Source organism: Paraburkholderia sp. GAS199 (assembly GCF_050436585.1).
Classification (GTDB): Bacteria; Pseudomonadota; Gammaproteobacteria; order Burkholderiales; family Burkholderiaceae; genus Paraburkholderia.
On the sequence record NZ_JBNDMM010000014.1, the window covers coordinates 79,942 to 105,454 of the forward strand.

Genomic DNA, 25,513 nt, shown 5'->3' on the forward strand with positions numbered 1-25,513 from the left:
CGGCCCTGCGCTCCTGTACGCGCTCGTGCGCTCACTTCGCCACGGGGTCTTTTTTGTATCGTTCAAACCTGCTGCGTGAAGCGCAACGTCAACACGTCGAGAATCATGCGCGCAGTGGAAATATTGGTTGCGCACGGAATATTGTGCACGTCGCAGGCACGGACCAACGCGTTGATATCCGGCTCGTGCGGCTGCGGCGTCATGGGATCGCGCAGGAAAATCACCATGTCTACCCGACCTTCGGCCAGTTGCGCGCCGATCTGCAAATCGCCGCCATGCGGACCCGACAACATGCGCTCGACCGTGAGGCCATGCGCCTCGCCGATGCGCGTGCCGGTGGTGCCGGTGGCGACGATTTCGCAACGCCTGAGCGTGTCCACATACTCGCCGGCCAGCTTGACGATATCGTTTTTCTTGTGATCGTGCGCGATCAGGGCAATGCGGGTACTCATGACGTAAGACTCCTGAAACCGTTGTGATTGTCGTTGTTGTGGTGAAGCAATGTTGCGATGCTGCTTTCGCCCGAACCGATACTGCCGGTGCTGCGCGCTCCGGCGGTATCGGCGGGCGCCAGGCTAGAACGTGCCCGGATAGGTGCCGCCGTCGATCAGCCAGTTCTGTCCGGTGATATAGCCCGCGTGCACGCTGCACAGGAAAGCGCACGCGCGGCCGAACTCGTCGCGATTGCCGAAGCGGCCGGCGGGAATCGTCTTCATGCGCTGCTGACGCGCTTCCTCGACGGAAATGTTTTGCGCCTTCGCTTGCGCGTTGAAGGTGGTGGCGATGCGGTCGGTGTCGAACAGGCCCGGCAGCAGGTTGTTGATCGTGACGCCGGTGGATGCGACCTTGCTGCGCGCGATGCCGGCGAGGAAACCCGTCAACCCCGAACGCGCGCCATTCGACAAACCGAGCACGTCGATCGGCGCCTTCACCGCCGAACTCGTGATGTTGACGATGCGGCCGAAGCCGCGCGCGCTCATCGAGTCGATGGTGGCGCGAATCAGTTCGATCGGCGTCAGCATGTTGCTTTCCAGCGCACGAATCCAGGCTTCGTGGGTGAACTCGCGGAAATCGCCCGGCGGCGGCCCGCCCGCGTTGTTCACGAGGATGTCCGGCTGCGGGCACGCGGCCAGCGCCTCAGCGCGGCCTTCCGGCGTGGTGATGTCGCACGCTACGGTTTTGACCTGCACGCCGCTCTGCTTGCGGATTTCGTCGGCGGTGGCTTCCAGCGTTTCCGCCGTGCGCGCGACGATCGTCAGATTGACGCCCTCGGCCGCGAGCGCTTCCGCGCAGCCGCGCCCCAATCCTTTGCTGGCCGCGCAAACCAGCGCGGTGCGTCCTGCGATTCCCATGTCCATGTGCGTGTCCTCGTGGCGTGGATGGCGTGAATGGCGCGTCACGACGGCCCGGCCGGCGGCTCCATCTGCCGGTGGCCGGGCGTACGGTCGGCGCAAAGATTTCCTGATTCTAGAAGAATCGGTGCCGGACTGCCCCGGGTGGCTGCAATCTCCGGTATCGTCGAGCGGCACTCTTTCGGTAAACTTGCGCCGTGGCGAGCCCCGCCGGCTGTTTGTCGAGCTGGCGCCGGCCGCCGATCCGATACCGGAACCCATACCGTTACCGGAGCCGATTCCTCTTTCGCCGTTTGCGCCCCGCCATGACCCAGGACAGCCGCTTTCCCAATCTCTTCATCCTCGATCACCCGCTGATCCAGCACAAGCTGTCGCACATGCGCGACCGGGATACCTCGACCCGCACGTTCCGCGAACTGCTGCGCGAAATCACACTGCTGATGGGTTACGAGATCACCCGCAACCTGCCGATGACCACGCGCCGCCTCACCACGCCGCTGGTCGACATCGACGCGCCGGTGATCGCCGGCAAGAAGCTCGCCATCGTGCCGGTGCTGCGCGCCGGCATCGGCATGTCGGACGGCCTGCTGGAACTGGTGCCGTCGGCGCGCGTGGGCCACATCGGCGTGTATCGCGCGGAAGACCATCGTCCGGTCGAGTACCTCGTGCGTCTGCCGGATCTGGAAGACCGCGTGTTCATTCTGTGCGATCCGATGGTCGCGACCGGCTATTCGGCGGTGCACGCGGTCGACGTGCTGAAGCGGCGCAACGTGGCCGGCGAGAACATCATGTTCCTCGCCCTGGTGGCCGCGCCCGAAGGCGTGCAGGTGTTCCAGGACGCGCATCCGGACGTCAAGCTCTATGTCGCCTCGCTCGATTCGCATCTGAACGAGCACGCCTACATCGTGCCGGGCCTAGGCGACGCCGGCGACCGTCTGTTCGGTACGAAAAACTGACAGCCGTGCTGACGGTTGCGCCGACAGCCGTCTGAAAACCGCCGCGCGGCATGCGAAAAATGCCGCCGGCGGCAGCGATTGCCCGCGTTTTCGACTCACGCCTTCCCCTGCCGGCACCCCGCGGCGTGATAAAATTCGAATCCGCTCGAAAAGCGGCTCAACTTGCACAACCGCCCGGCGCATCGCGCCTTCGCGCGGGGCCTGCCGGGACCGGCGCCCTGTCTGCCGACCCGCCTGGCCGCACCGCTTCACCCAACCGCGCTGCCGACCCTTCGGTCCCGCCAGCCGGAACGGGCCGGCGGTCATCAAGCTGATAACGCTCCGACACCGGGCTGTTTGACATCGAGGCGCAGGATCGCGGCCATCCGCGCAAGCGCCCGACATCGCAACGACAATTGCACTATGCGTGCGCCCCGCTGGCGCGCGCTCTGGAGAAAGGTATGGCGGGTCATTCGAAATGGGCCAACATCAAGCATAAGAAGGCAGCGGCCGATGCCAAGCGCGGCAAGGTCTGGACGCGGCTCATCAAGGAAATCCAGGTCGCGGCCCGCATGGGCGGCGGCGACATCGACTCGAATCCGCGTCTGCGGCTCGCGGTCGAAAAGGCGTACGACGCCAACATGCCGAAAGATAACGTCAACCGCGCGATCCAGCGCGGCTCGGGCGGCGTCGACGGCGCAAACTACGAAGAAATCCGCTACGAAGGCTACGGCATCGGTGGCGCGGCAGTGATCGTCGACACGATGACCGACAACCGCACCCGTACGGTAGCGGACGTGCGTCACGCGTTCTCGAAGAACGGCGGCAACATGGGCACGGACGGCTCAGTGTCGTTCATGTTCGATCACGTCGGCCAGTTCCTGTTCGCGCCCGGCACGCCGGAAGACAAGCTGATGGAAGCGGCGCTCGAAGCCGGCGCCGACGACGTCGTCACGAATGAAGACGGCAGTATCGAAGTGCTGTGCCCGCCGAACGATTTCCCGAAGGTGAAGACCGCGCTCGAAGCTGCGGGCTTCAAGGCCGAACTGGCCGAGGTGACGATGAAACCTCAGACGGAAGTCGAATTCACCGGCGACGACGCGGTGAAAATGCAGAAGCTGCTCGACGCGCTGGAAAGCCTGGACGACGTGCAGGAAGTCTATACAAACGCGGCGATCGCCGACGAGTGAGCGCGCCACGGCGGCGGGCAGGCGCACAGCGCGTTTGCCGGAGCCGCCGGTTTGGCCCTCGCGTCGCGCGGTATCTCGGCGTTTGTTTCGGCGTTTGGCATGTTGCTGCACGCCGCACCGCGCTGCCGCACGGGTTCGTCATGTGGCGAACCGCGGCGCTGCCGGCTCTGCGTTCACGGTCGCGCCTTGAGTCTGGCTCGCTGGAATTTTCACGGCTCTCGCTTGCAGCGTCGGCCGTTTATGGTTTTTAAGTCTCGGGGATTCACATGAAGTTACTCGTCGTCGGTTCCGGCGGTCGCGAACATGCGCTCGCATGGAAGCTCGCGCAATCGCCGCGGGTCCAGCTCGTCTACGTGGCTCCTGGCAACGGCGGCACCGCCCAGGACGAGCGTCTGCGCAACATCGACATCACCGATCCGGCGGCGCTCGCCGATTTTGTCGAGAAAGAACAGATCGCTTTCACGCTGGTCGGTCCGGAAGGTCCGCTCGCGGCGGGCATCGTCAACCTGTTCCGCTCGCGTGGTCTGAAGATTTTCGGACCGAGCAGGGAAGCGGCCCAGCTCGAAAGCTCGAAAGATTTCGCCAAGGCGTTCATGAAACGCCACGCCATCCCGACGGCCGAATACGAAACCTTCGCCGACGTCGCCGCCGCGCACGCCTATCTCGACGCCAAGGGCGCGCCGATCGTCATCAAGGCCGACGGTCTGGCGGCCGGCAAGGGTGTCGTGGTCGCGCAGACGCTGCAGGAAGCGCACGAAGCCGTCGACATGATGCTGTCGGACAACAAGCTGGGCGACGCCGGTGCACGCGTCGTGATCGAGGAATTCCTCGCCGGCGAGGAAGCCAGCTTCATCGTGATGGTCGACGGCAAGCACGTGCTGGCGCTCGCATCGAGCCAGGATCACAAGCGTCTGCTCGACGGCGACCAGGGCCCGAACACGGGCGGCATGGGCGCCTACTCGCCCGCGCCGATCGTCACGCCGCAACTGCACGCACGCGTGATGCGCGAAATCATCCAGCCGACCGTACGCGGCATGGAAAAAGAAGGCATCCGCTTCACCGGTTTCCTGTACGCCGGTCTGATGATCGACGCGCAAGGCAATCCGAAGACGCTCGAATTCAACTGCCGCATGGGCGACCCCGAAACGCAGCCGATCATGGCGCGTCTGAAGGGCGACTTCTCGAAAGTGGTGGAACAGGCGATTGCCGGCACGCTGGATACGATCGAGCTGGAATGGGACCGCCGCACCGCGCTGGGCGTCGTGCTCGCCGCGCATAACTATCCGGACACGCCGCGCAAGGGCGACCGGATCAGCGACATCCCGGCGGAAACCGTTGATTCGGTCACGTTCCACGCCGGCACCACGCTCAAGGACGGCAAGCTGACTACTTCGGGCGGCCGCGTGCTGTGTGTCGTAGGTCTGGCGGATTCGGTACGCAGCGCGCAGTCGGTGGCGTACGAAACCATCAACCAGATTTCGTTCGACGGCATGCAGTATCGCCGCGACATCGGCTATCGCGCGTTGAACCGCAAGCACGACGTCAAGAGCGACGGCAAGCACTAAGCCTCACCTCACTTGCCCGCGTGTCGCGCCAACGGCGCTACACTGCGGGTTTTCGCGGCCAATTCGTGGTCGATGCGCGGCCTGCGCAGTATCGCTCGGCGCAGCGTCGGCGCTGGTGCAGCTGCGTGGTTGCAGCAGTTTTGCGGCCCGCAGGCAACGCACACGGCGCCGGCGACGCTCACAGCAACCTCGCGCCGCCGGCAAGCAGCTAGCCGGTGCAGACATTGCCCCGCGAAACGACCGACCCGCCGCGTCTTCCCAGCAGTCGACTGGCGAATGCGCGGTCATCGCCCTTCACGAAGAACCCGCGGCACGTCGAGCGTGCCGCCCTCAGCACCTGCATTCATGACCGATTCGAGCTACGACGCACAGGCCGTGCGCAGCTGGCTGCAAGGCCTGCAAACGCAGATAGCAGAGACGCTCGGCGCGTTCGACGGCAAACCGTTCGCCACCGACGCCTGGCAGCGCGCACCCGGCGAGAAATTGCGCGGCGGCGGCTGCACGCGAATCCTCGAGGGCGGCAACTTCTTCGAGCGCGCGGGCATCGGTTTCTCCGACGTCGCCGGCGACGCCTTGCCGGGTTCGGCCAGCGCGGCGCGTCCGCAACTGGCCGGCCGGGGTTTCGAAGCCATGGGCGTGTCGCTCGTGCTGCACCCGCACAATCCGCATTGCCCAACCGTGCACATGAACGTGCGTCTGCTGATCGCCACCAAAGCCGGCGAAGCGCCGGTGTTCTGGTTCGGCGGCGGCATGGACCTCACGCCGTACTACGGCTACGAAGAAGACGCGCAGCATTTTCACCGCACCTGCCGCAACGCGCTGGAGCCTTATGGGGCGGACCTTTACCCCACCTTCAAGCGCTGGTGCGACGAGTATTTTTTCCTGAAGCATCGCAACGAACCGCGCGGCATCGGCGGCATTTTCTTCGACGACTTCTCGGCGCCGGGCTTCGACCAGTCGTTCGGCATGCTCAGGAGCGTCGGCGACGCCTTCCTCGAGGCCTATATGCCGATCATCGAAAAGCGCCGCAACATTCCGTACGGCGAGGCCGAGCGGGATTTCCAGGCGTACCGGCGCGGGCGCTACGTCGAGTTCAATCTGGTCTTCGACCGTGGCACACTGTTCGGGCTGCAAAGCGGCGGACGCACCGAGTCGATCCTGATGTCGATGCCGCCGGTCGTGAACTGGCGCTACAACTGGCAGCCCGAGCCGGGCACGCCGGAAGCGCGCCTCTACAGCGATTTTCTCGTGCCTCGCGAGTGGGTGTGAGGCATCGGTCTGCCGGCCCGTCAAGCCGGCCGCCGCCGTCACGTTAAAGGATGCTCACCTGAAGCCGAACGCTCAACCCGTCGCCCTGCCCCGCCGTATCGGCTTGCTCGGCGGCACCTTCGACCCGATCCACGACGGCCATCTCGCGCTCGCGCGGCGGTTCGCCGAGGTGCTGCGGCTCACCGAACTGGTGCTGCTGCCCGCAGGCCAGCCCTGGCAGAAAGCCGACGTCTCGCCGGCGCATCATCGCCTGGCCATGACGCGCGCGGCGGCAAGCGAGCTGGCGTTGCCGGGCGTCACCGTCAGCGTCGCGACCGACGAAATCGATCACGACGGTCCCACTTACACGATCGACACGCTGCAGCGCTGGCGTGAACGCGAAGGTCCGGAAGCGTCGATCGCGCTTCTGATCGGCGCCGATCAACTCGTGCATCTCGACACGTGGCGCGACTGGCGCCGCCTGTTCGACTTCGCGCATATTTGCGCGGCCACGCGACCCGGCTTCGACCTTGCGTCGATACCGCCCGTGGTCGCAAAAGAAATCGACGCGCGCCGTGCCCGCGCCGACGTTCTGCAAGCCACGCCGTGCGGCCACTTGCTGATCGATACGACGCTTGCGTTCAACGTTTCGGCCACCGACATTCGCGCGCATCTGCGCGAACAGGTGACTCAACGGCTCGCCCACGTGGGCGACGAACCGCAAGACCAGGCCGCCGCGAGCCATGTCCCCACCGCGGTGTGGGACTATATTCTTCAACATCATCTGTACCACCGGTAACCCCATGGATATTCGCAAACTGCAACGCGTGATCGTCGACGCTCTCGAAGACGTCAAGGCGCAAGACATCAAGGTGTTCAACACCAGCCACCTGACCGCGCTGTTCGATCGCGTGATCGTCGCGAGCGGCACCTCGAACCGCCAGACCAAGGCGCTCGCGTCGAGCGTGCGTGAAAGCGTCAAGGAAAACGGCGGCGACATCATCAGCACCGAAGGCGAAGACATCGGCGAATGGGTGCTGGTCGATTGCGGCGACGCGATCGTGCACATCCTGCAACCGGCGCTGCGTCAGTACTACAACCTCGAAGAGATCTGGGGCGACAAGCCGGTGCGGATCAAGCTGTCCACGCCGGATCCGTTCGGCGGCGCCCGTTCGAGCGAGCCCGACGAAGACGAGGAAGACGACGAAGCGCCGGCTGCGAAACCCGCACGCAAGACGCCGGCGCGCCGCAAGTAAGCTCGCCGTGGCGCAAGGACCGGGGCGGGTTTTAAAGCATGCTTCGCTGCCAGCCTCGTTGCGTGCCTCCGTGCGAACCTCGTCGCGAGCTTCGCCACACGCTTCGAAGACCGTGCCGAAGCACGTCGTTCGCACCGCCTCGCTCGGCCTGCGCCGTCATTTGCGCCTGACTACGTCATGAAACTGCATATCCTCGCCGTCGGTCACAAGATGCCCGACTGGATCGCCACCGGCTTCGACGAATACGCGAAGCGCATGCCGCCCGAGTTGCGTATCGAGTTGCGTGAGATCAAGCCCGAGCAGCGTTCGTCGGGACGACCGGCGGAAAGCGTCATGGCCGCCGAACGCCTGAAGATCGAAGCCGCGTTGCCGAAGAACGCGCGCATCGTCGCACTCGACGAACGCGGCAAAGACTGGACCACCATGCAACTGGCCAACGCGCTGCCGGGCTGGCAACAGGACGGCCGCGACGTGGCCTTTCTGATCGGCGGCGCCGACGGACTCGATCCCGATCTCAAGTCGCGCGCCGACATGCTGTTGCGCGTGTCGAGCCTGACCTTGCCGCATGCCATGGTGCGCGTGCTGCTCGCCGAACAGCTTTACCGCGCGTGGACCATCACGCAGAATCACCCCTACCACCGCGTCTGAGCGGACGAGGCCGCCGGTATCTGCTGCGCGGTCAGTCACGTCCCTCTGCGCGCATCGGCGCGCGCACGTTGCCCGACTGACAGCACGGCGCGCGTTCACGCAATCCGCTTCGTCGAGACCCGTTCATGCCGACTCCCGCCGCCTCGCTGCATCCGTTCGTCTACCTCGCTTCTCAAAGTCCGCGCCGCCAGGAGTTGCTGCAGCAACTCGGCGTGCGCTTCGAACTGCTGCTGCCGCGCCCCGATGAAGATGCCGAAGCGCTCGAAGCCGAGTTGCCCGGCGAGCGCGCACGCGATTACGTGCAGCGCGTGTGCGTCGCCAAGGCCCATGCCGCGCGTGCACGGCTCGTGGCCGGCGGCCATGCGCAGCGGCCGATTCTCGTGGCCGACACCACCGTCACGATCGACGACGCGATTCTCGGCAAACCCATCGATACAGAAGACGCCATTACGATGCTCACGCGTCTCGCGGGCCGCGATCACGACGTGCTGACCGCCGTCGCTGTCGTGAACGCGGAAGGCACCCTGCTGCCGGCCGCGCTGTCGGTGTCGAAAGTCCGTTTTGCTGCACTGCACGCCGACGCGATCCGTCGCTACGCGGCGAGCGGCGAGCCGCTCGGCAAGGCGGGTGCCTATGGTGTGCAAGGACGCGCCGCCGAGTTTATCGAACATATCGACGGGTCCTATTCAGGTATCATGGGTTTGCCGCTTTTTGAAACCGCTGCCCTCCTGCGCGCAGCGCGCATCGACTTCTAAAATAACACCATGAATGAAGAAATCCTGATCAATGTCACGCCGCAGGAAACGCGCGTCGCGCTCGTCCAGCAAGGCGCAGTCCAGGAACTTCACGTCGAACGAACGCTGTCGCGCGGCCGCGTCGGCAATGTCTATCTCGGCAAGGTCGTCCGCGTGTTGCCGGGCATGCAATCCGCTTTCATCGACATCGGTCTCGAACGCGCCGCGTTCCTGCACGTCGCGGATATCTGGCATCCGCGCATTGCGGGCGAGCCGCAACATCAGGCACATCATCAGCCGATCGAAAAGATCGTATTCGAAGGCCAGACGCTAATGGTGCAGGTCGTGAAAGATCCGATCGGCACCAAGGGCGCGCGTCTTTCCACGCAGGTGAGCATCGCCGGCCGCACGCTCGTGTATCTGCCGCAGGAACCGCATATCGGAATCTCGCAGAAAATCGAAAGCGAAGCCGAACGCGAAGCCGTGCGTGCGCGCCTGACCGCCGTGTTGCCCGCTGACGAAAAAGGCGGCTATATCGTGCGCACCATTGCCGAAGACGCCACCAGCGAAGAGCTGGCCAGCGACGTCGCGTATCTGCGCAAAACGTGGGCGACGATCATTTCGCAAGGGCAGCGCATGCCGCCCACGAGCCTGCTCTACCAGGATCTGAATCTCGCGCAGCGTGTGCTGCGCGATTTCGTGAACGACGAGACGTCGCGCATTCAGGTCGATTCGCGCGAGACGTATCAGATGCTCGCCGACTTCGCGTCCGAATTCACGCCAGCCGTGTCGTCCAAACTACATCACTACACCGGCGAGCGGCCGCTCTTCGATCTCTACAACATCGAAGCCGAGATTCAGCGCGCGTTGTCGCGCCGCGTCGATCTGAAGTCGGGCGGCTATCTCGTCATCGACCAGACCGAAGCGATGACCACCATCGACGTGAACACCGGCGGCTACGTCGGCGCACGTAATTTCGACGACACGATCTTCAAGACCAATCTCGAAGCCGCGCATACCATCGCGCGGCAATTGCGTCTGCGCAATCTGGGCGGCGTGATCATCATCGACTTCATCGACATGGAAAATCTGGAGCACCGCGATCAGGTGCTCGGCGAGTTGAAGAAGGCGTTGTCGAAAGATCGCACGCGCGTCACGGTCAATGGCTTCTCGCAACTCGGCCTCGTGGAAATGACCCGCAAGCGCACCCGCGAATCGCTCGCGCATGTGCTGTGCGAACCGTGCCCGGTCTGCCAAGGCAAAGGACAGGTCAAGACTTCGCGCACGGTGTGTTACGACGTGCTGCGCGAGATTCTGCGCGAGTCGCGTCAGTTCAATCCGCGCGAGTTCCGCGTGGTCGCGTCGCAGCAGGTGATCGACCTGTTTCTCGAAGAAGAGTCGCAGCATCTGGCCATGCTGATCGATTTCATCGGCAAGCCGGTGTCGCTGCAGGTCGAGTCGAATCCGAGCCAGGAACAGTACGATATCGTCTTGATGTAAGCCGGCTTTCCCCAAGCCGGTCCATACTGCCGAACTGCGCGACGTAGTTCGGCACGCTTCGAATTCCCTCCCCGCTTCGCCTCACCACCATTCCGCGCCCACCCGGCGCGGTGCGAGCCGTTGCCCGGCAAAAACCTTTCCCGCCCTCAATTTCCTCGTTGACCACCATCCGCTCAGAAGCGTATAACCATCCCATTGGATGTTATTTGGATGGTTTGGAGATGGCAACCCAGCCGTCCACGGAGGAAAAATGAACAAGCTGAAACTCGTCGACACCTCGCGCCCCAAAGGCGGCGAGACTGAAAAGATCACCATCAATCTCGGCCCGATCGACCTTGGGCAGATCGATCTGCTGGTCGAAGAAGGTTTTTATTCGAACCGGACGGACCTGATCCGCACGGCCATCCGCAACCAGCTTGCAACGCACGCGCAGGTCGTCACGGAAACGGTGACGCGGCGCGCCATGGTGCTCGGCCTGCAACACTTTTCGCGGCAGGAACTCGAAGCAACGCAGGCCGCCCGCGAGCAACTCGATATTCACGTGCTCGGCCTCGCCAGCATTGCCGCCGACGTGCCGCCCGAACTCGCGGCAGCCACGATTGCATCGGTGGTGGTGCTGGGCGCCTTCCACGCGTCGCCGCAGGTCAAGGCGGCGCTGGCCGGCCGTATCCATTAAAGCTTGCCGCCGGTGACCTGTTTTCCGCGCACCTGAGCGCCGAATCACTTCATTTCACCTCACGCAGGCCGACACAAACCACTACGATCATGAAGATGAACGAAGATTTCCTGAAGTCCATGACCGATGCCTTCGAGCTGCTGCGTACCGCAGGGCCGAAAGAAGCGACCGCCGCCGTCCAGCGCGCGCTCGCAGGCGGTATCGCTCACACGCCCAACGCGCAAAACCAGACGCCGCCCAGCGCGCAGACTCCGCACGCGTGGGCCGAAGCCTGGCGGCATATGCAGGCGCAAACGCAAGCGCAGACGCAACCCGCGCAGGCCAGCCCACAGCCGCACGCACCGTCCGAACGCACAATCGACGCCGAGACGCCGGGCACGTTCAGCACGCACAGTTTCAGCAACGCCGCGGGTCAGCGGCAATACAAACTGTACGTGCCCGCCACGTACGACAACCAGCCCGTGCCGCTGATCGTCATGCTGCATGGCTGCACACAGAACGCGGACGACTTCGCGGCCGGCACGCGCATGAACGAACTCGCGGAACGTCACGGCCTGATCGTCGTGTATCCGAATCAATCGCAGGCGGCCAATCATTCGAAGTGCTGGAACTGGTTCAAGCCGGTCGACCAGCAACGCGATCAGGGCGAGCCGTCGCTGATTGCCGGTATCACGCGGGAAGTCATGGCGCGCTACCGGATCGATCCGGCCCGCGTCTACGTGGCAGGGCTGTCGGCCGGCGCGGCGATGGCGGACATCATGCTCAAGACCTCGCCCGACTTGTACGCGGCCGGCGGCATGCATTCGGGACTCGCCTACGGCAGCGCGAAAGACCTGCCTTCCGCGCTTGCCGCGATGAAGGGCGGCAAGGCGCACCGGGGCCGTCCCGCCGTCGAGCCACGGCGTCCGCTGATCGTGTTTCAGGGCGACGCCGACTCCACCGTCCATCCGTCGAATGCCAACGCGCTGCTCGCCGGTTTCGATGCTGGCCACGCCGTGGCGCCGGACTCGTCGCGTGGCGGCCAGCGCGCCACGACCGTACAGCGATACACCGCGCCGAACGGCGTCGAAGCGGAATGCTGGACGATTCACGGCGCGGGCCACGCCTGGGCGGGCGGCAGTCCGCGCGGCTCCTACACGGACCCCGCCGGACCGGATGCCAGCGCCGGGATGCTGCAGTTCTTTCTCGCGCATCCACTGACGCACACGACCGGCTGAACTTCCGCCCGTAACGGGCGGCGCGCGCCGCGCCGTTCATGGCAAGCTGCCGGTCGCGAAACAGGCCCATAGCAGGTATGCGAGAATGAATGCGTACCGTTCGTGGAGCATGCATGGCAGAGCTGACGTCTACCGCACCCTCGACAGTCGAAGCGGACTGCGCGAGAGAGCCCATTCACATTCCAGGCGGCATCCAGCCGCACGGCTTTCTGTTCAGCATTGCGCCGGACGGCAGCATGCTGCAGGTCAGCGCCAACATTAGCGCCTTGTCGGGCCTGACGGCCGAGCAGGCGCTGGGCCGCCCGATCGCCGACGTGGTCGGGCAGGAGTGGGCCGCGAAAATCATCGAGGCCCTCGCCCAGAATCCCGAAGCCGATCTGCCCTTTTACATCGGCTCGATGAGCGACCCGCGCCTGAACGACGTCGCCCGGCCGACGCCGTTCGCGGTGATCGTGCATCGCCATCGCGGGCTCGCCATCGTCGAACTGGAACCGGCGCGCGGCACGATGGACGTGTTCGCGTCGATGTATCCGCTCGTGCGCACCTTCATCAATCGTCTGCAGGACGTGCAGACCATCGAAGCCCTCGCGCAACTCGCCGCGGACGAAGTGCAGCGCATCACCGGCTATGGCCGCACGCTCGTCTACAACTTCGACGAAACCGGCGCCGGCCACGTGATCGCCGAGCGCATCGAACCGGGCTACGCGTCCTACGAAGGACAACACTTCCCCGCTTCCGACATCCCGGCGCAAGCACGCGCGCTGTATGTCCGTAATCGCATCCGTCTGATCGCCGACGCCGATTATCAGGCCGCGCCGCTCGTGCCTTCGCTGCATCCGTCCACGGGCAAACCCACCGACCTGACCTACGCGTCGCTGCGCAGCGTGTCGCCGGTCCATGTGCAGTACATGAAGAACATGGGCACGCTGTCGTCGATGTCCATGTCGATCGTGATACGCGGCAAGCTGTGGGGACTCATCTCCTGCCACCACGAATCCGCACGCGTGCCGCCGTTCGAAGTGCGCGCCGCCTGCGAACACATCGCGCAGGTGCTCTCGCTGCAGATCGAAGCAAAAGAAGATCACGCCGAGGCCGAATACCGGCTCGAACTGCGCCGCACGCTGGCGCGCCTGCTCGCCGCCATGGCGAACACGGAAAGCTTCGCCGACGCGCTCGTCAACACGCCGCGCGATCTGCTCGGACTGACGGCCTCGACCGGCGCGGCGATCGTGTTCGACGGCCGCATTCTGAGAGTGGGCACGACGCCGCCCGAAGCCGAGGTGGCGAAGCTGGTGGAGTGGCTCGACACGCGCGTCGACGAAACCTTCGACACCGCCGATCTCGCCACCGCCTGCCCGGTCCTGCCGGCGCATCCCGACTACGCCGGCGTGCTGGCCGTGTCGATCTCCAAGCTGTTCCGCAACTACGTGCTGTGGTTCCGCGAGGAAGTCGTGCAGACCATCAAATGGGCCGGCGATCCGCGCGCCAAACTGGCCGGACTCGCCGATTCGCTGTCGCCGCGCAAGAGCTTCGACGTGTGGACCGACACCGTGCGCGGACGCTCGCGCGCGTGGCGGCCCGCCGAACTCGAAATCGCCGTGGAATTCCGCACGGCGCTGCTCGGCATCGTGCTCGGCCGTGCCGAAGAACTGGCGCAACTCGCGCTGGAACTCGGCCGCGCGAACCGCGAACTCGAAGGCTTCTCGTACACCGTCTCACACGATCTGCGCGCGCCGTTGCGGCACATCGTCGGTTTCGCGGATCTGCTGCGCGAAATGGAGAACGAGCGGCTGTCGGAACGCGGCCAGCATTTCGTGGCGCGCATCATTTCCTCGGCCACGTTCGGCGGCAAACTGGTCGACGACCTGCTCGCCTTTTCGCAGATGGGACGCGCCGCGCTGCATCCGCAGTGGGTCGACCTCAAGGCGATGGTCAACGCCCTGATCGCCGACGAAGCTAAAGACGCGGGCACGCGCGACATCGCGTTTCAGGTCGGCGATCTCGGTCACGCGAATGCCGATGCAGTGCTGCTGCACGTCGTGCTCCGTAATCTCATCGAGAACGCGGTAAAATTCACGGCCACCCGCGAGCAGGCAAGGATCGAAATCGGCCGCTATCCGGGCGAAGGCGAACTGGATGGTCAGGACGTCTTTTTCGTCAAAGACAACGGCGTCGGATTCGACATGCGCTATGTCGACAAACTGTTCGGCGTATTCCAGCGCCTGCACCGCACCGAAGAATTTCCCGGTACGGGCATCGGGCTTGCGGGCGTAAAACGTATTGCCGAGCGTCACGGCGGAAAAGCCTGGGCTTTCGGCGAAGTCGACAAGGGCGCGACGCTGTATTTCTCGCTGCCGCGTGTATTCGTCGCCGACCCGATTCAGGGCGAGGAATCGCCCGCAGCGGCGGTGGCGCGGCTCGCGGCGCTGTCGCCGGGCCAGCGTTTTCGTCCTGTGCCCAAAGAATCCAAAGACAATTGAACGGGCTCGACGTACGTTGAGCCAGTAGAGCCGAACAAGGGAAACGAGCGTGCTAAGACCGATCCTGCTGGTGGAAGACAATCCGAACGACGTGGAACTGACGCTGATCGCGCTGGAAAAAACGCGTCTGGCGAATCCGGTCGTGTCCGTGCGCGACGGCGAAGAAGCGCTGCAATACCTGCGCCGCGAAGGTCAATGGGCAGATCGGCCGGAAGAAAATCCGGCCGTGATCCTGCTCGACAAGAAGCTGCCGAAAGTAGATGGCCACGAAGTGCTGAAGGCCGTGCGCGGCGACGAAAAACTCAAGCGCATTCCGGTGGTCATGCTCACTTCGTCGCGCGAAGAAACGGACCTGCTGCGCAGCTACGATCTCGGCGTGAATGCCTACGTGGTAAAGCCTGTCGCGTTCGACGACTTCATGGCCGCGATCAACGACCTCGGCATGTTCTGGGCCGTGCTGAACGAACCGCCGCCGTACCCGCGTTAATCAACGCCTCGCGTCAGGCCTGACGGTACACCGGCAGGCTGACGCGGAACGTCGCGCCCTGCCCCAGACCCGGGCTCTCCGCGGTAATCGTGCCGCGGTGCAGATCCAGCAGATTCTTCACGAGCCACAAGCCGAGGCCGAGACCGGCCACCCGGCCCGAGCCTTCCGCACCGAACTGCTGGAAGCGCTCGAAAATCCTCTCCAGCAAATTCTCGTCGAGGCCCTGGCCCGTATCGCGCACGGCCAGTTCGACGCGCTCCCCGTGCATGCGCACGGACAGTTCGATCGTGCCTTGCGGGCTGAACTTCACGGCATTCGACAACAGATTCCACACGACCTGTTTCATGCGGCTTTCGTCGGCGAGCACCATGACCGACGTGAGATCGTCGGCGACCAGTTGCAGTCCCTTCGCTTCGGCATGCATGCGCATGTCTTCCACGACGATACCCGCGAGCGCGCCGAGGTCCACGGGCTGCAGACTCACCGAGAGTTTGCCGGTCACGATGGCGCCGCTATCGAGCAGGTCGTCGACCATATGCGACAGTTGCCGTGCATTGCGGCTAATCACGCCCGACGCGCGCGCCACATGCGACGGATCGGCCGCGCGCTGCAGCAGATCGGTCCACGAAAGAATGGCCGAGAGCGGCGAGCGCAACTCATGGCTGACCGTGGTGACGAAATGATCCATGGCCATGGCGAGCCGGTCGCTATGCTCACGGGCGCGTTTCTCGGATGCCGCGATTTCCCGCTGTTCGAGTTCCGCTTCCTTGCGCGCCGTGATGTCGAGCGTGAAGCCGATGACCGAATTCACCTCGCCGTCCGCCTGGAAACGGCCCACGCCGCGCACGAGAATCCAGCGGATCGCGCCGCTCGCCCAGCCGATGCGGAAGTCCACTTCGAAATGCTCGTGGCTCGCAATGGCCTGATTCATCGCGTCGCGAAAACGTGCGCGGTCGTCGGGATGAACGATCTGTTCGAACAGACGCTGCTCGGTCAGGGTCGAACTGACCGACAGCCCGAGATTGGTCTTGCACTGATCGGTACATTCGATCGCGCCGGTGACGGGATCGAGTTCCCACGCGCCGAGTTGCGAGAAGGCCAATGCAAGTTGGAAACGCTCCTGATGCTCGCGCAGTTGCGCGCGGGCTTCGTCGGCGAGAACGAGGCGCAGTTGCGCCTGCGAGCGCAGCTTCGCGCGCTCGCGCTGGTCTCGCTCGATCTCCGAGATGCGCTCGGTGACTTCGCTCACGCGCAGCGCAATATTGCCGCCTTGCCCATGACGCGCGCCGAGCAGGCTCGCCTTGATCTTCCAGTAGCGCGGCACGCGCTGCAGCGTTGACGCGTCCGGATCGGCGGATTGACGCCGCTCGGGCATTTCGTAGCGGAACAGCGGCGACCACGCCGACTCGCCCACCGTGAGATCGCGCAGGGCGGTGGTTAGCCACTCGCGGCGTGCTTCGCGTTGCTCGGCGGCGCCGAACTGGTTGATGTCGAAAATCGACCTGCCCTTCAGATCGCTCAACGACTGCCCGGTGAGATCCAGATAGCGCGCATTGGCGAGCAGAATCTCGTACCGGCGATTGAGAATGACATAGGCTTCCGGCAAAGATTCGAACGCCATGGCCGCGTCGAATTGCGGGGCGTCGATGCTCGGGTCCTGGTGGCGGCTATCCATCGGCGTGTCCCGGGCGCGCTTCAATCGACGCTCGTGCAGGCGGCCCGTGTGGGACGCTGCGCGACCTCGATCAGACGATCGAAGGCGTCGGCCGCACCACGACACGCGTCGTCGACGTCGGACCCGGATTGCACTTCAGCCGTCATGGCCTGCGTGAATGCACGCCAGCGCGGGCCGAGCGATTCGCGGCCGGCGGCAAGAAAGCGCAGCGGATGCGGCGCGAGACGCTCGTGGAGCCGCGCGTACAGAACCGCGCCGCCGAGTTGCGAGCCTTCGATCACGTAGCAGACACCCCAACGGTAGGCGGCACTTTCGGCGCCATGCCAGGCACGAGCCGTCGGGCGACCAGCAATGCGTTCCTGCGGCGGGATGCTCGGGTCGTCGAGATCGGCATCGATCAGCGCGACACGGTCGATGCGCGGCGGCAGCGCGGGAGACTGCGGGCCGTCGCCGGCTTCGGCCAGCCACGCCTCGAGCGGCACGAGCCATTCGCGCAGTACGGCGACATGCGCGAGATAGTCGCTCAGCGCAACGCTTTCCACGGACAACGGCATGATCTCGTGCAGCAGCTCATGGCGTTCCGTTGTCGCGGCACGCAGCGCGGCCACTACGCCAGGCGCTTGCGCTTCGCCACGTGTGCTGCTCTCGCCGCTGTCGGAGCGGCGGGCGGATTCAGTTGGGTCGGTCAACCGTGTTGGCTTCAGCATGAATGAAAACAGAGTCTGATTATAGAGGTGCTGCTTGCGCGGCGCGACCGTTGCACGATGTGGCTCGCGTCTCGCGCTTCGATTCAATGGGTACATCGCGCCAGGACCATCGCAAGCGACGCGGTGGCATTCGATCGATGGGCTCGTCGCTCTTGGCGTTCTTACGCAACGACAAGCCCCGACAGGCGGCTCACGATGTCGCGCTCAGGCCGCCACCGGGCAGCCCGCCTGTTCGAGCGCCGACTGCGCATGGTCATGCAGGTCGTCGCTGGCGAGCGCGGCATCCGGCGAGCGCACCCATGCCGCGATCCGCAAGGTCGCGCCGCCCTCGTCGGGATAGTCGGCCACCGTAATGACCGGCGCGAGCGTCGTGCCGCTCAGCACGCGCGGTTCGTCGGCGACTACCTTCTTCAGTTCGCCGATTGCGGCGTCCACGTCCTTACGCTGGGCAAGTTCGACCTGCACTTCAATGCGTTGCGTGCCGCCGCTGCTGTAGTTGATCACCGGATTGCTCCAGATCTGGCTGTTCGGCACGAAGACCGCGTTGCCGTCGCCACGTTCGATACGCGTGGTGAACAGGCCCACTTCGCGCACGATGCCCGCCGCCGCGCCGCTGCCTTCGATCACGTCGCCGACGCGAAACGGGCGCAACATCAGCAACATCATGCCGGCCGCGATATTTTGCAGCGTGCCTTGCAAAGCAAGGCCGATCGCGAGACCCGCGGCGCCGAGCACCGCCAGCACGCTGGCCGTCGCAATGCCGACCTCGCTCAACGCGGCAATGAAGACCAGCACGCGTACCGCCCACGTGCCCATTCCGGCAAGCATCGGCGCGAGCGTCGGGTCGGCCGGCGTGCGGGCCAGTGCTTTCGCGAAGAGCGCGCCGACACGATTCGACAGCCACCAGCCGGCCACCAGTATCACGGCGGCCAGCACGATATGAAGGACGTCGTGCGTCAGGGTGACGAGCAGCGACGGCTGAAAATGCAAGAGACGAGCAAGCAGATCGTTCATCGTTCGTATCCGTTCCGTTGCGGGTTCATATTCTGTTGATGCACTCAAGCAGGATACGTTCCCGCCCTTTACGAACGGCGATGCGAGGCATGCGGCTTGCTCGCAATAACGGTTTTCGGGCGACGCGTGAGTCCGCTATCAATCGAACCGCGCACTCACGCGTCGAACCGGTGACGCACAAGGGACGAGCGGCGCGAAGCATGCGCACGCGAGCATCATCGAATCAGAGGGAGAGACACCATGACCGCACAGTTCAAGACCGGCGACCGGGTCAGCTGGAATACGCCGCAAGGCATGACACATGGCAAGGTGGTACGTGTCATTTCTACCCACACGACGGTGGACGGCAGGACGGTCGACGCGTCGAAGTCGGACCCGCATTACGAGGTGGAAAGCGAAAAAAGCGGCAAGCACGCAGTACATCGCGGCGACGCGCTGCATTCGCTAAAACATTGACGCGCGTCAGGATCGGGACGCACGGGATCAAGACGACTGTGTTTTAAACACCGCCCAGCGGCTTGAGCAGGTTGCGCAACGCGGCCACCGTGACCGGCCGTGAAAACCAGAATCCTTGCGCCTCGTCGCAGCCGAGCGCTTCGAGTTGCGCGGCCTGCTCCGCCGTTTCGACACCCTCGGCGGTCACGCGCAACTTCAGTGCATGCGCCATCGCGATGATGGCGCCCACCAACGCCGCGCACTGCGCGTCGCTGCTCATGCGCATCACAAACGAGCGATCGATTTTCAAACGATTCAGCGGGAATCGCGTGAGATAGGCGAGGCTCGAATAGCCGGTGCCGAAATCGTCCACGGCGACTTCCACACCGAGCTCGCGCAGTGCATGCAGCGTTTGCAACGCCTGGTCGGTGTCGCCCAGCAACACGCCTTCGGTGATTTCCACTTCGAGATACGACGGTTCGAGCGCGGCGTCTTCGAGGGCGCTGCGAATCGTGTCGAACAGATTGTGTCGCTGAAACTGCTGCGGCGACACGTTCACCGCAAAACGCGGCAGCTTGCCCGTCAGGCGCAGCAACTTGCCGGCATCGCGGCACGCGGTACGGATCACCCATTCGCCGATCTGCTCGATCAGACCGGCCTCTTCCGCAACCGGAATGAACTCGACGGGACTGATGAGTCCACGTTGCGGATGATTCCAGCGCAACAACGTTTCCACCTGCGCGATGCGGCCGGTGGCGAGCGTCACTTGCGGCTGGTAGACGAGGTGCAACTGCTGCCGCTCGATCGCTTCGCGCAGCATCGTTTCCAGTTCGAAGCGCCGCGCCGCCTGACCTTCGAGTGCAGTGGAAAAACGCCGCACGGCATTGCCGCTAATTGCGGATGCCGCCGACAGCGCCACACCCGCGCGACGCATCAACGTGGGCGCATCGCCACCGTCGGCCGGATACGCGACGATGCCGATGCTCGCCGTGATGTTGAGCACCGTGCCGCCGTAATCGATCGGCTCGGCAATGCGGCCGAGCGCTTCGGCTGCGAAGGCGTCCGCGGCCGGGCCGCTTTCGTTGACCAGCAGCGCGAACTGCGTGCCGCCGATGGACGCGATGGTGCCGTCATTGGGAAAAAGTCCGCGCAAGCGTTCGCCGACGATTTGCAGCACGAGTTCGGCCGCGTGCAGGCCGAGCGCGTCACGCAGTTTGCGCAGATGGTCGAGTTCCGCGATCAACACGGTGAAGCCGGTGCCGTTGCGATGGCAGCGTTCGATCGTCAGTTCCAGACGTTCGGTGAACAGCGTCTGATTCGGCAAACGCGTCACGCCGTCGTGATGCGAGACGTACCACAGACGTGCTTCGGATTGCGCATAGCGCGTCATGTCGATGACGATGCCGACGAAGCGCCGCGCCGCGCCATTCAGCCGGCCGCCGGACGACGATTCCGGCGCCAGCGGCGCGAGTGCGAAGACGATCCGGATCGGCGTGTTATTGCGCCGCAGATAGGTCCATTCGCCTTCGTAACGCGAGGTGATGTCGGCCAGCACGGGCAGATCGCCGCGACGCTTGAGCAGTTCGGCGGGATCGATGAGCGATTCGAAACCGCGCTTGCCGACGAGATCGTCGGCGTCGAAACCCGTCAGTTTCTCGAAGGCCGCGTTGACGGCTTCGAAGGTGCCGTCGGCGCTGCAGGTGAACATGCCGTACGGCGCCGCGGCGAGCGCGGCTTCGTGTGGAAGCGCATCCGCGTGAGGAAAATCATGCATCGCGCCGGCCTTTATTGTGCTGAAGCATTGAAACAAGCGAGTAAGCGGAACAGGCGAAGTGCGCGAAACACCCGCTTTCAAGCGGTTTTTTCGCGTTTTCGACGCCGACGGCACGATTTGACAAGGCCGGCCAGTTCGTCCGATGTTTGGCGAACCGTGCCTATGATAGCGGCTTTCCCGCGCGCGCCAAATCGCCGCGATGGGTGTGCGGGAAATACTGATTGAAGTTTTTTACGGTGTTTGCACCGGATGCGAGTCGCGGCGGCCAAGCTCGCGATCGACGAAAGCGCGCGACGTCAGGAGACTCGACGCGCGGACCGGACGCGTCGCGCCCGGTCGATGCACGGCAAACGCCGCGGTGCAAAGGGAGATCAGGCCGCGGCGCTGCGCGGCAATGCTGCTTCGATAAAGACCGCGCAGAGTGCTTCCATGCCTTTCGCGTCTTCCGCGTCGAAACGCGCAACGCTCGGGCTATCGACGTCCCAAACGCCGATCAGTGTGCCGTCCGGTGCGACGAGCGGCACTACGATCTCCGACTGCGAAGCGGAATCGCAGGCGATGTGGCCGGGGAATTCGTGCACGTCGCGCACCACTTGCGTCTGGCGAGTTTGCGCAGCCGTGCCGCAGACGCCCTTGCCGAGTGGAATGCGCACGCAGGCGGGCTTGCCCTGAAACGGACCGACCACGAGTTCCTGGCCGTCGTGGAAGTAGAAGCCGGCCCAGTTCAGATCGCTCAACGAATGGAACACGAACGACGAAAAATTCGCGGCATTCGCGATCCAGTCGGTTTCGCCGGCGAGGAGCGACCGCGCCTGAGCGACCAGTTCTTCGTATTGCGCGGCTTTGGGAAGGTGCGAGGCGGAGGAAACTTCGAACATGACGGCGTCCGTGAATGAAGGCAAATGAGGAACGGCAAGCCCTGCATTTTAAAGCAAGCCGGAAAAACGCTCATGGCTCGCTGCGCGCCTGCTTCGTTCCCTTCATTCTTCCCGCACACCGTCGGGCAGACATGCGCCGGTCTCGCCGACGCATCTCCGCGCGAGGCGTATTACTCGACGCCGACGATCACGCTCGACGCCTTGAAGATCGCCGTTGCCGCCTTGCCGCTCGCGAGACCGAGGCGCTCGACGCTTTCGTTCGTGATGATGGCGGCGATCTGCGCGCCGTTGGCGTCGATCGTGACTTCCGAATTCACCGCGCCCTTGGTCACGGCCGACACCGTGCCGGCGATGCAGTTGCGCGCCGACACCTGATTCTTCGCCACGTCGACCATCACGATCACCGACGATGCCTTGACGAGCGCGAACGCTTTCTTGCCGGCGGCGAGGCCAAGCGTCCTGGCGCTGCCGTGCGTGATGACCGCGACGATTTCCAGGCCGTTGTCGCTGCGCAGAATGACTTCGTCGTTCACCGCGCCATGCTTGACTTCGGTGACTTCGCCGGCGAAATGGTTGCGTGCGCTGGTTTTCATGGTGTTCCCCTGATGTTGGCGCCCCGTGCGGACAGCGCGGGGCAATATGTTGAGCGGATCGAAACGCCGGCGACCGGCGGCACGCGCGGCGTGCGTTGAAAAGCGCGCCGCGACCGCGATCGGGCAGTCTTATCTCAATGAAAGCACAAAAGCGTGACGACAACGTACTCATAACGTTGCGACACGCCAACGCCCCGGGGCGCGGTGCGACACCGTATCATCCAGCCCTTGGACCTTTATCGCCGAAACCCATGCCTGTCGACGACCTGCTCCGCCTTGCCCGATCCACGGATGTCCGCCGCCGTCCGCTTGCCGCGCGCGCCAGATCGGGCCTTGCCGTGAGTGCGCTGGCCGTGCTCGCCCTGCTCGGCGCGTGCAGCAATCCTGCGACGCCGCATGTCACGCCGGTTCCGGCCGACACCGTCTCGCTGTTTCCCATGACCGGCTACGACCAGAACGTCGATCACTGGCTGGAACCGGACAGCGCCGGCTACGACACCCCGTTTCTGAGCGAAGTCGAGCAGCAGGCGCATTTGCGCGCCCTCTTTGCGCGTTACTTCGGCACCGGCACGAACGCGCCGTCGCCCTGGAACCCGGCCTACGTCACGCTGCGCGTTTATCGCCAGCAGGGCGCCGACATCGCCGCATTGCAGCAGCGCCGCCTCGAGCGCTTCGACAACGACGGCAAAAGCGGCGCCGCGCTCGGCTACGGCGAGAACTTCCGTCCGCACGACAAGGCGTGGATCGACGCGATTGCGCAGAACATGAACGTCGCGCAGTTCGGTCAGACCGTCGCGTATCAGCCGCAGCGCCGGGCCATCGCCACCGGCAACCTGCCGGTGCGCGAATTGCCGACCATGGACCCGTCTTATTACGACCATCGCCTCGCCGGCGAAGGTTATCCGTTCGACAATCTGCAGATCTCCGCGGTGCGACCCGGCACGCCGCTTTACGTGCTCGGCACGAGCGTCGACGGCGCGTGGCAATACGTGCAGACGCCCGACGTGCAAGGCTGGGTGCGCAGCGAAGGCGTCGGCATGACCGACAGCCGCTTCATCGACAGCTGGCGCGCGGCGGCCGCCAGATCGCTCGGCGCGGTCATCACGGCGTCGGCGCCGATAAGCGACAGCCGCGGCGTGTTCCGCTTCGACGCGCCGGCCGGCACGCTGCTGCCGCTCGCGAGCGGCACGCTCGCCAGGCCGCCGGGCCAAATCGACGCGTCGCCAGCCGTGCCGACTTCGGCCACGGACCCGGCCGCCGCCTTGCGCACCGTGCTGATCCCCGTGCGCGACGTCGACGGTCAGGCGCTGATCCGCACCGCGCCACTGAACGGCACGCAGATCGCGCCGACGCCGCTCGCCGCCACGCCGCGCCATCTCGCGATGCTGATGAAAGCGCTGATCGGACGGCCCTACGGCTGGGGCAACAGCGGCTTCTACAACGACTGTTCGTCGGAGTTGCAGAGCATTTTCGCGACTTTCGGCGTCTGGTTGCCGCGCCATTCGTCGACGCAGATGAGCGCCGGACGCATGATCGACCTGTCGGCGTCCACACCGGCGCAGCGGCTCGACTATCTCGCCCAGCACGGCGTCGCATTCCGTACGCTGATCTACATCGGCGGCCACGTGATGCTGTATATCGGCAACACCACGCGCAACGGCACGACCGTGCCGGTGGTGTATCAGGACGTCTGGGGTCTGCGCCCCGCCGACAACAGCCGTCGCGCGGTGATCGGCGGATCGGTGATCCTGCCGCTTTTCGAACACATTCCGGAAGACGCGGCGCTGCAATCGCTGGCCGGCACGCCGACGTTCCAGATCAGCATTCTCGGCGCACCGGCCGGCGCGAGTGCCACGCCCTCCGACGACGACAATCCGGCTGGCTAGCAGCCGTCTCCAATCATCATCGACACTCCGCAAAAATATTTTTTCCGGAGTGTCGATCTCCCGGCCGTCCAGTCGTCGTAACGTTGAAGGCCGGGCTTGCCGCGTTCGATCCGTCTGGTGCGCGCGGCGAGATGTGCTGCGGCTACGCATGTCACCGGCCTTTCAACTCACGAACCCGTTACTTCAAGGAGTCGCCGTCATGTCCAGCCCCGCTGTCAAACCGATCCCCGAGGGAATGCATTCGCTGACGCCGCACCTGATCTGCGCCAACGCCGCCGAGGCGATCGCGTTCTACGCCAAGGCTTTCGATGCCGTCGAACAGTTTCGCCTGCCCGGTCCCGGCGGCAAGGTCATGCATGCGTGCCTGAAAATCGGCGATTCCATGCTGATGCTGACCGACGAATGGCCCGAACATCAGGCGTTCGGCCCGCTTTCGCTGAAAGGCACGCCGGTCACGATTCACCAGTATGTCGAAGACGTGGACGCCCGTTTCAAGCAGGCGGTCGAAGCCGGCGCCACGGTCACGATGCCCGTCACCGACATGTTCTGGGGCGACCGTTACGGCCAGGTGCAAGATCCGTTCGGCCATCGCTGGTCGATTGCCACGCACAAGCAGGACCTGACCGCGGAACAAATCCAGCAGAACATGCGCAACATGGAGTGCGGTCAGAAATGAGCCGCCAGGCCGGCGCGCACGACGTGCGCGCCGTGCCGACTCCGCCAACCCTGCCGATCTCTGCAAAGGAGAAGACCTGATGCAAAAGATTGCACCCTGTTTGTGGTTCGACGGCAACGCCGAGGAAGCCGCCCACTTCTACACGGGCGTCTTCGGCCGCTCGCGCATTGCCTCCACGATGCGCTACAGCGACGCCGGTCCCGGTCCGAAAGGCGACGTGCTCGCGGTCACGTTCGAAATCGAAGGTCAGGAGTTCATGGCGCTGAACGGCGGCCCGAACTTCACGTTCACGCCGGCCATTTCGCTGTTCGTGCATTGCAGTTCGCAGGAGGAAATCGACAGCTACTGGAACCGGCTGCTCGACGGCGGCACGCCATGGCAATGCGGCTGGCTGAAGGACCGCTTCGGCGTCTCGTGGCAGATCGTGCCCGACGCACTGGGCGACATGCTGCGAGACCCCGATTCCGCGAAGGCGAGCCGCACCATGAAGGCCATGATGCAGATGGTCAAACTCGATATCGCGCAACTCGAACAGGCGTATCGCGGCGCCTGACGCCGCAATGAACCGCAGTCCCCGACGATGCCCC

At 64.5% G+C, this 25,513-nt stretch carries 25 protein-coding genes; 17 read left to right on the plus strand and 8 right to left on the minus strand.

The features are described from left to right. Positions 1-62: 62 nt before the first annotated feature. Together P3T18_RS35700 and P3T18_RS35705 are read right to left on the minus strand one after the other, a co-directional pair. Positions 63-452: a methylglyoxal synthase gene (locus P3T18_RS35700; protein ID WP_429304657.1), complete on the minus strand. Its 390-nt coding sequence runs from the start codon at positions 450-452 to the stop codon at positions 63-65. A gap of 123 nt (positions 453-575) precedes the next feature. Further along, complete coding sequence (locus tag P3T18_RS35705; RefSeq protein WP_429304658.1) at positions 576-1,358, minus strand: SDR family oxidoreductase; 783 nt, start codon at positions 1,356-1,358, stop codon at positions 576-578. A gap of 299 nt (positions 1,359-1,657) precedes the next feature. Between P3T18_RS35705 and upp the strand changes: the two genes are divergently transcribed. The 13 genes from upp to P3T18_RS35770 all read left to right on the plus strand — a co-directional run bounded on the left by upp (position 1,658) and on the right by P3T18_RS35770 (position 15,288). Continuing rightward, entirely contained in the window at positions 1,658-2,308 is a 651-nt protein-coding gene (upp, locus tag P3T18_RS35710; RefSeq protein ID WP_429304659.1) for a uracil phosphoribosyltransferase, read from the plus strand. A gap of 440 nt (positions 2,309-2,748) precedes the next feature. Further along, on the plus strand, positions 2,749-3,477 hold the full coding sequence (locus P3T18_RS35715; protein ID WP_429304660.1) for a YebC/PmpR family DNA-binding transcriptional regulator: 729 nt from the start codon (positions 2,749-2,751) through the stop codon (positions 3,475-3,477). 266 nt (positions 3,478-3,743) lie between these two features. Continuing rightward, positions 3,744-5,042, plus strand: a complete 1,299-nt coding sequence (purD, locus tag P3T18_RS35720; RefSeq protein ID WP_429304661.1) for a phosphoribosylamine--glycine ligase — start codon at positions 3,744-3,746, stop codon at positions 5,040-5,042. 345 nt (positions 5,043-5,387) lie between these two features. Beyond that, the gene (hemF, locus tag P3T18_RS35725) at positions 5,388-6,311 is read left to right on the plus strand and encodes an oxygen-dependent coproporphyrinogen oxidase (protein WP_429304662.1); all 924 of its coding nucleotides are present in this window, start codon (positions 5,388-5,390) and stop codon (positions 6,309-6,311) included. Positions 6,312-6,369: 58 nt separating this feature from the next. Continuing rightward, on the plus strand, positions 6,370-7,089 hold the full coding sequence (locus tag P3T18_RS35730) for a nicotinate-nucleotide adenylyltransferase (protein WP_429304693.1): 720 nt from the start codon (positions 6,370-6,372) through the stop codon (positions 7,087-7,089). A gap of 4 nt (positions 7,090-7,093) precedes the next feature. Further along, on the plus strand, positions 7,094-7,546 hold the full coding sequence (gene rsfS, locus P3T18_RS35735; protein ID WP_429304663.1) for a ribosome silencing factor: 453 nt from the start codon (positions 7,094-7,096) through the stop codon (positions 7,544-7,546). 177 nt (positions 7,547-7,723) lie between these two features. Then, complete coding sequence (gene rlmH / locus P3T18_RS35740) at positions 7,724-8,194, plus strand: 23S rRNA (pseudouridine(1915)-N(3))-methyltransferase RlmH (protein ID WP_429304664.1); 471 nt, start codon at positions 7,724-7,726, stop codon at positions 8,192-8,194. A 125-nt stretch (positions 8,195-8,319) separates the two neighbouring features. Next, positions 8,320-8,949 carry a Maf family protein gene (locus P3T18_RS35745; protein ID WP_429304665.1) on the plus strand — a complete coding sequence of 210 codons (630 nt, stop codon included), beginning with the start codon at positions 8,320-8,322 and terminating at the stop codon, positions 8,947-8,949. Between the two features lie 9 nt (positions 8,950-8,958). After that, positions 8,959-10,428 (plus strand): ribonuclease G, encoded by a 1,470-nt coding sequence (gene rng / locus P3T18_RS35750; protein ID WP_429304666.1) that lies wholly within the window; start codon positions 8,959-8,961, stop codon positions 10,426-10,428. Between the two features lie 250 nt (positions 10,429-10,678). After that, positions 10,679-11,104, plus strand: a complete 426-nt coding sequence (locus P3T18_RS35755) for a CopG family transcriptional regulator (RefSeq protein WP_429304667.1) — start codon at positions 10,679-10,681, stop codon at positions 11,102-11,104. An 89-nt stretch (positions 11,105-11,193) separates the two neighbouring features. Next, positions 11,194-12,321 carry an extracellular catalytic domain type 1 short-chain-length polyhydroxyalkanoate depolymerase gene (locus tag P3T18_RS35760; RefSeq protein ID WP_429304668.1) on the plus strand — a complete coding sequence of 376 codons (1,128 nt, stop codon included), beginning with the start codon at positions 11,194-11,196 and terminating at the stop codon, positions 12,319-12,321. A 113-nt stretch (positions 12,322-12,434) separates the two neighbouring features. Further along, entirely contained in the window at positions 12,435-14,801 is a 2,367-nt protein-coding gene (locus P3T18_RS35765; protein ID WP_429304669.1) for an ATP-binding protein, read from the plus strand. Positions 14,802-14,850: 49 nt separating this feature from the next. Further along, entirely contained in the window at positions 14,851-15,288 is a 438-nt protein-coding gene (locus tag P3T18_RS35770) for a response regulator (RefSeq protein ID WP_429304670.1), read from the plus strand. 13 nt (positions 15,289-15,301) lie between these two features. On the opposite strand, the gene P3T18_RS35775 is transcribed toward P3T18_RS35770, so the two are convergent. The 3 genes from P3T18_RS35775 to P3T18_RS35785 form a co-directional block, all read right to left on the minus strand. Next, positions 15,302-16,963: a PAS domain-containing sensor histidine kinase gene (locus P3T18_RS35775; RefSeq protein WP_429304671.1), complete on the minus strand. Its 1,662-nt coding sequence runs from the start codon at positions 16,961-16,963 to the stop codon at positions 15,302-15,304. 20 nt (positions 16,964-16,983) lie between these two features. Further along, complete coding sequence (locus P3T18_RS35780) at positions 16,984-17,652, minus strand: biliverdin-producing heme oxygenase (RefSeq protein ID WP_429304672.1); 669 nt, start codon at positions 17,650-17,652, stop codon at positions 16,984-16,986. 222 nt (positions 17,653-17,874) lie between these two features. Then, positions 17,875-18,684, minus strand: a complete 810-nt coding sequence (locus P3T18_RS35785; protein WP_429304673.1) for a mechanosensitive ion channel family protein — start codon at positions 18,682-18,684, stop codon at positions 17,875-17,877. 240 nt (positions 18,685-18,924) lie between these two features. On the opposite strand from P3T18_RS35785, the gene P3T18_RS35790 reads away from it, so the two are divergent. Next, positions 18,925-19,140: a DUF2945 domain-containing protein gene (locus P3T18_RS35790; protein ID WP_429304674.1), complete on the plus strand. Its 216-nt coding sequence runs from the start codon at positions 18,925-18,927 to the stop codon at positions 19,138-19,140. A 43-nt stretch (positions 19,141-19,183) separates the two neighbouring features. Here P3T18_RS35790 and P3T18_RS35795 read toward each other — a convergent pair whose 3' ends face one another. From P3T18_RS35795 to P3T18_RS35805, 3 genes are all read right to left on the minus strand, one after another. Continuing rightward, on the minus strand, positions 19,184-20,893 hold the full coding sequence (locus P3T18_RS35795; RefSeq protein ID WP_429304675.1) for a putative bifunctional diguanylate cyclase/phosphodiesterase: 1,710 nt from the start codon (positions 20,891-20,893) through the stop codon (positions 19,184-19,186). Between the two features lie 371 nt (positions 20,894-21,264). Continuing rightward, complete coding sequence (locus P3T18_RS35800; protein ID WP_429304676.1) at positions 21,265-21,771, minus strand: GAF domain-containing protein; 507 nt, start codon at positions 21,769-21,771, stop codon at positions 21,265-21,267. 170 nt (positions 21,772-21,941) lie between these two features. Beyond that, positions 21,942-22,364 carry a TOBE domain-containing protein gene (locus tag P3T18_RS35805; RefSeq protein WP_429304677.1) on the minus strand — a complete coding sequence of 141 codons (423 nt, stop codon included), beginning with the start codon at positions 22,362-22,364 and terminating at the stop codon, positions 21,942-21,944. A gap of 251 nt (positions 22,365-22,615) precedes the next feature. Between P3T18_RS35805 and P3T18_RS35810 the strand changes: the two genes are divergently transcribed. The 3 genes from P3T18_RS35810 (at position 22,616) to P3T18_RS35820 (ending at position 25,479) form a co-directional block, all read left to right on the plus strand. Next, on the plus strand, positions 22,616-24,250 hold the full coding sequence (locus tag P3T18_RS35810) for an SH3 domain-containing protein (protein WP_429304678.1): 1,635 nt from the start codon (positions 22,616-22,618) through the stop codon (positions 24,248-24,250). Between the two features lie 199 nt (positions 24,251-24,449). Next, the gene (locus P3T18_RS35815; protein ID WP_429304679.1) at positions 24,450-24,926 is read left to right on the plus strand and encodes a VOC family protein; all 477 of its coding nucleotides are present in this window, start codon (positions 24,450-24,452) and stop codon (positions 24,924-24,926) included. Between the two features lie 79 nt (positions 24,927-25,005). Beyond that, complete coding sequence (locus tag P3T18_RS35820) at positions 25,006-25,479, plus strand: VOC family protein (protein ID WP_429304680.1); 474 nt, start codon at positions 25,006-25,008, stop codon at positions 25,477-25,479. Positions 25,480-25,513: the final 34 nt, after the last annotated feature.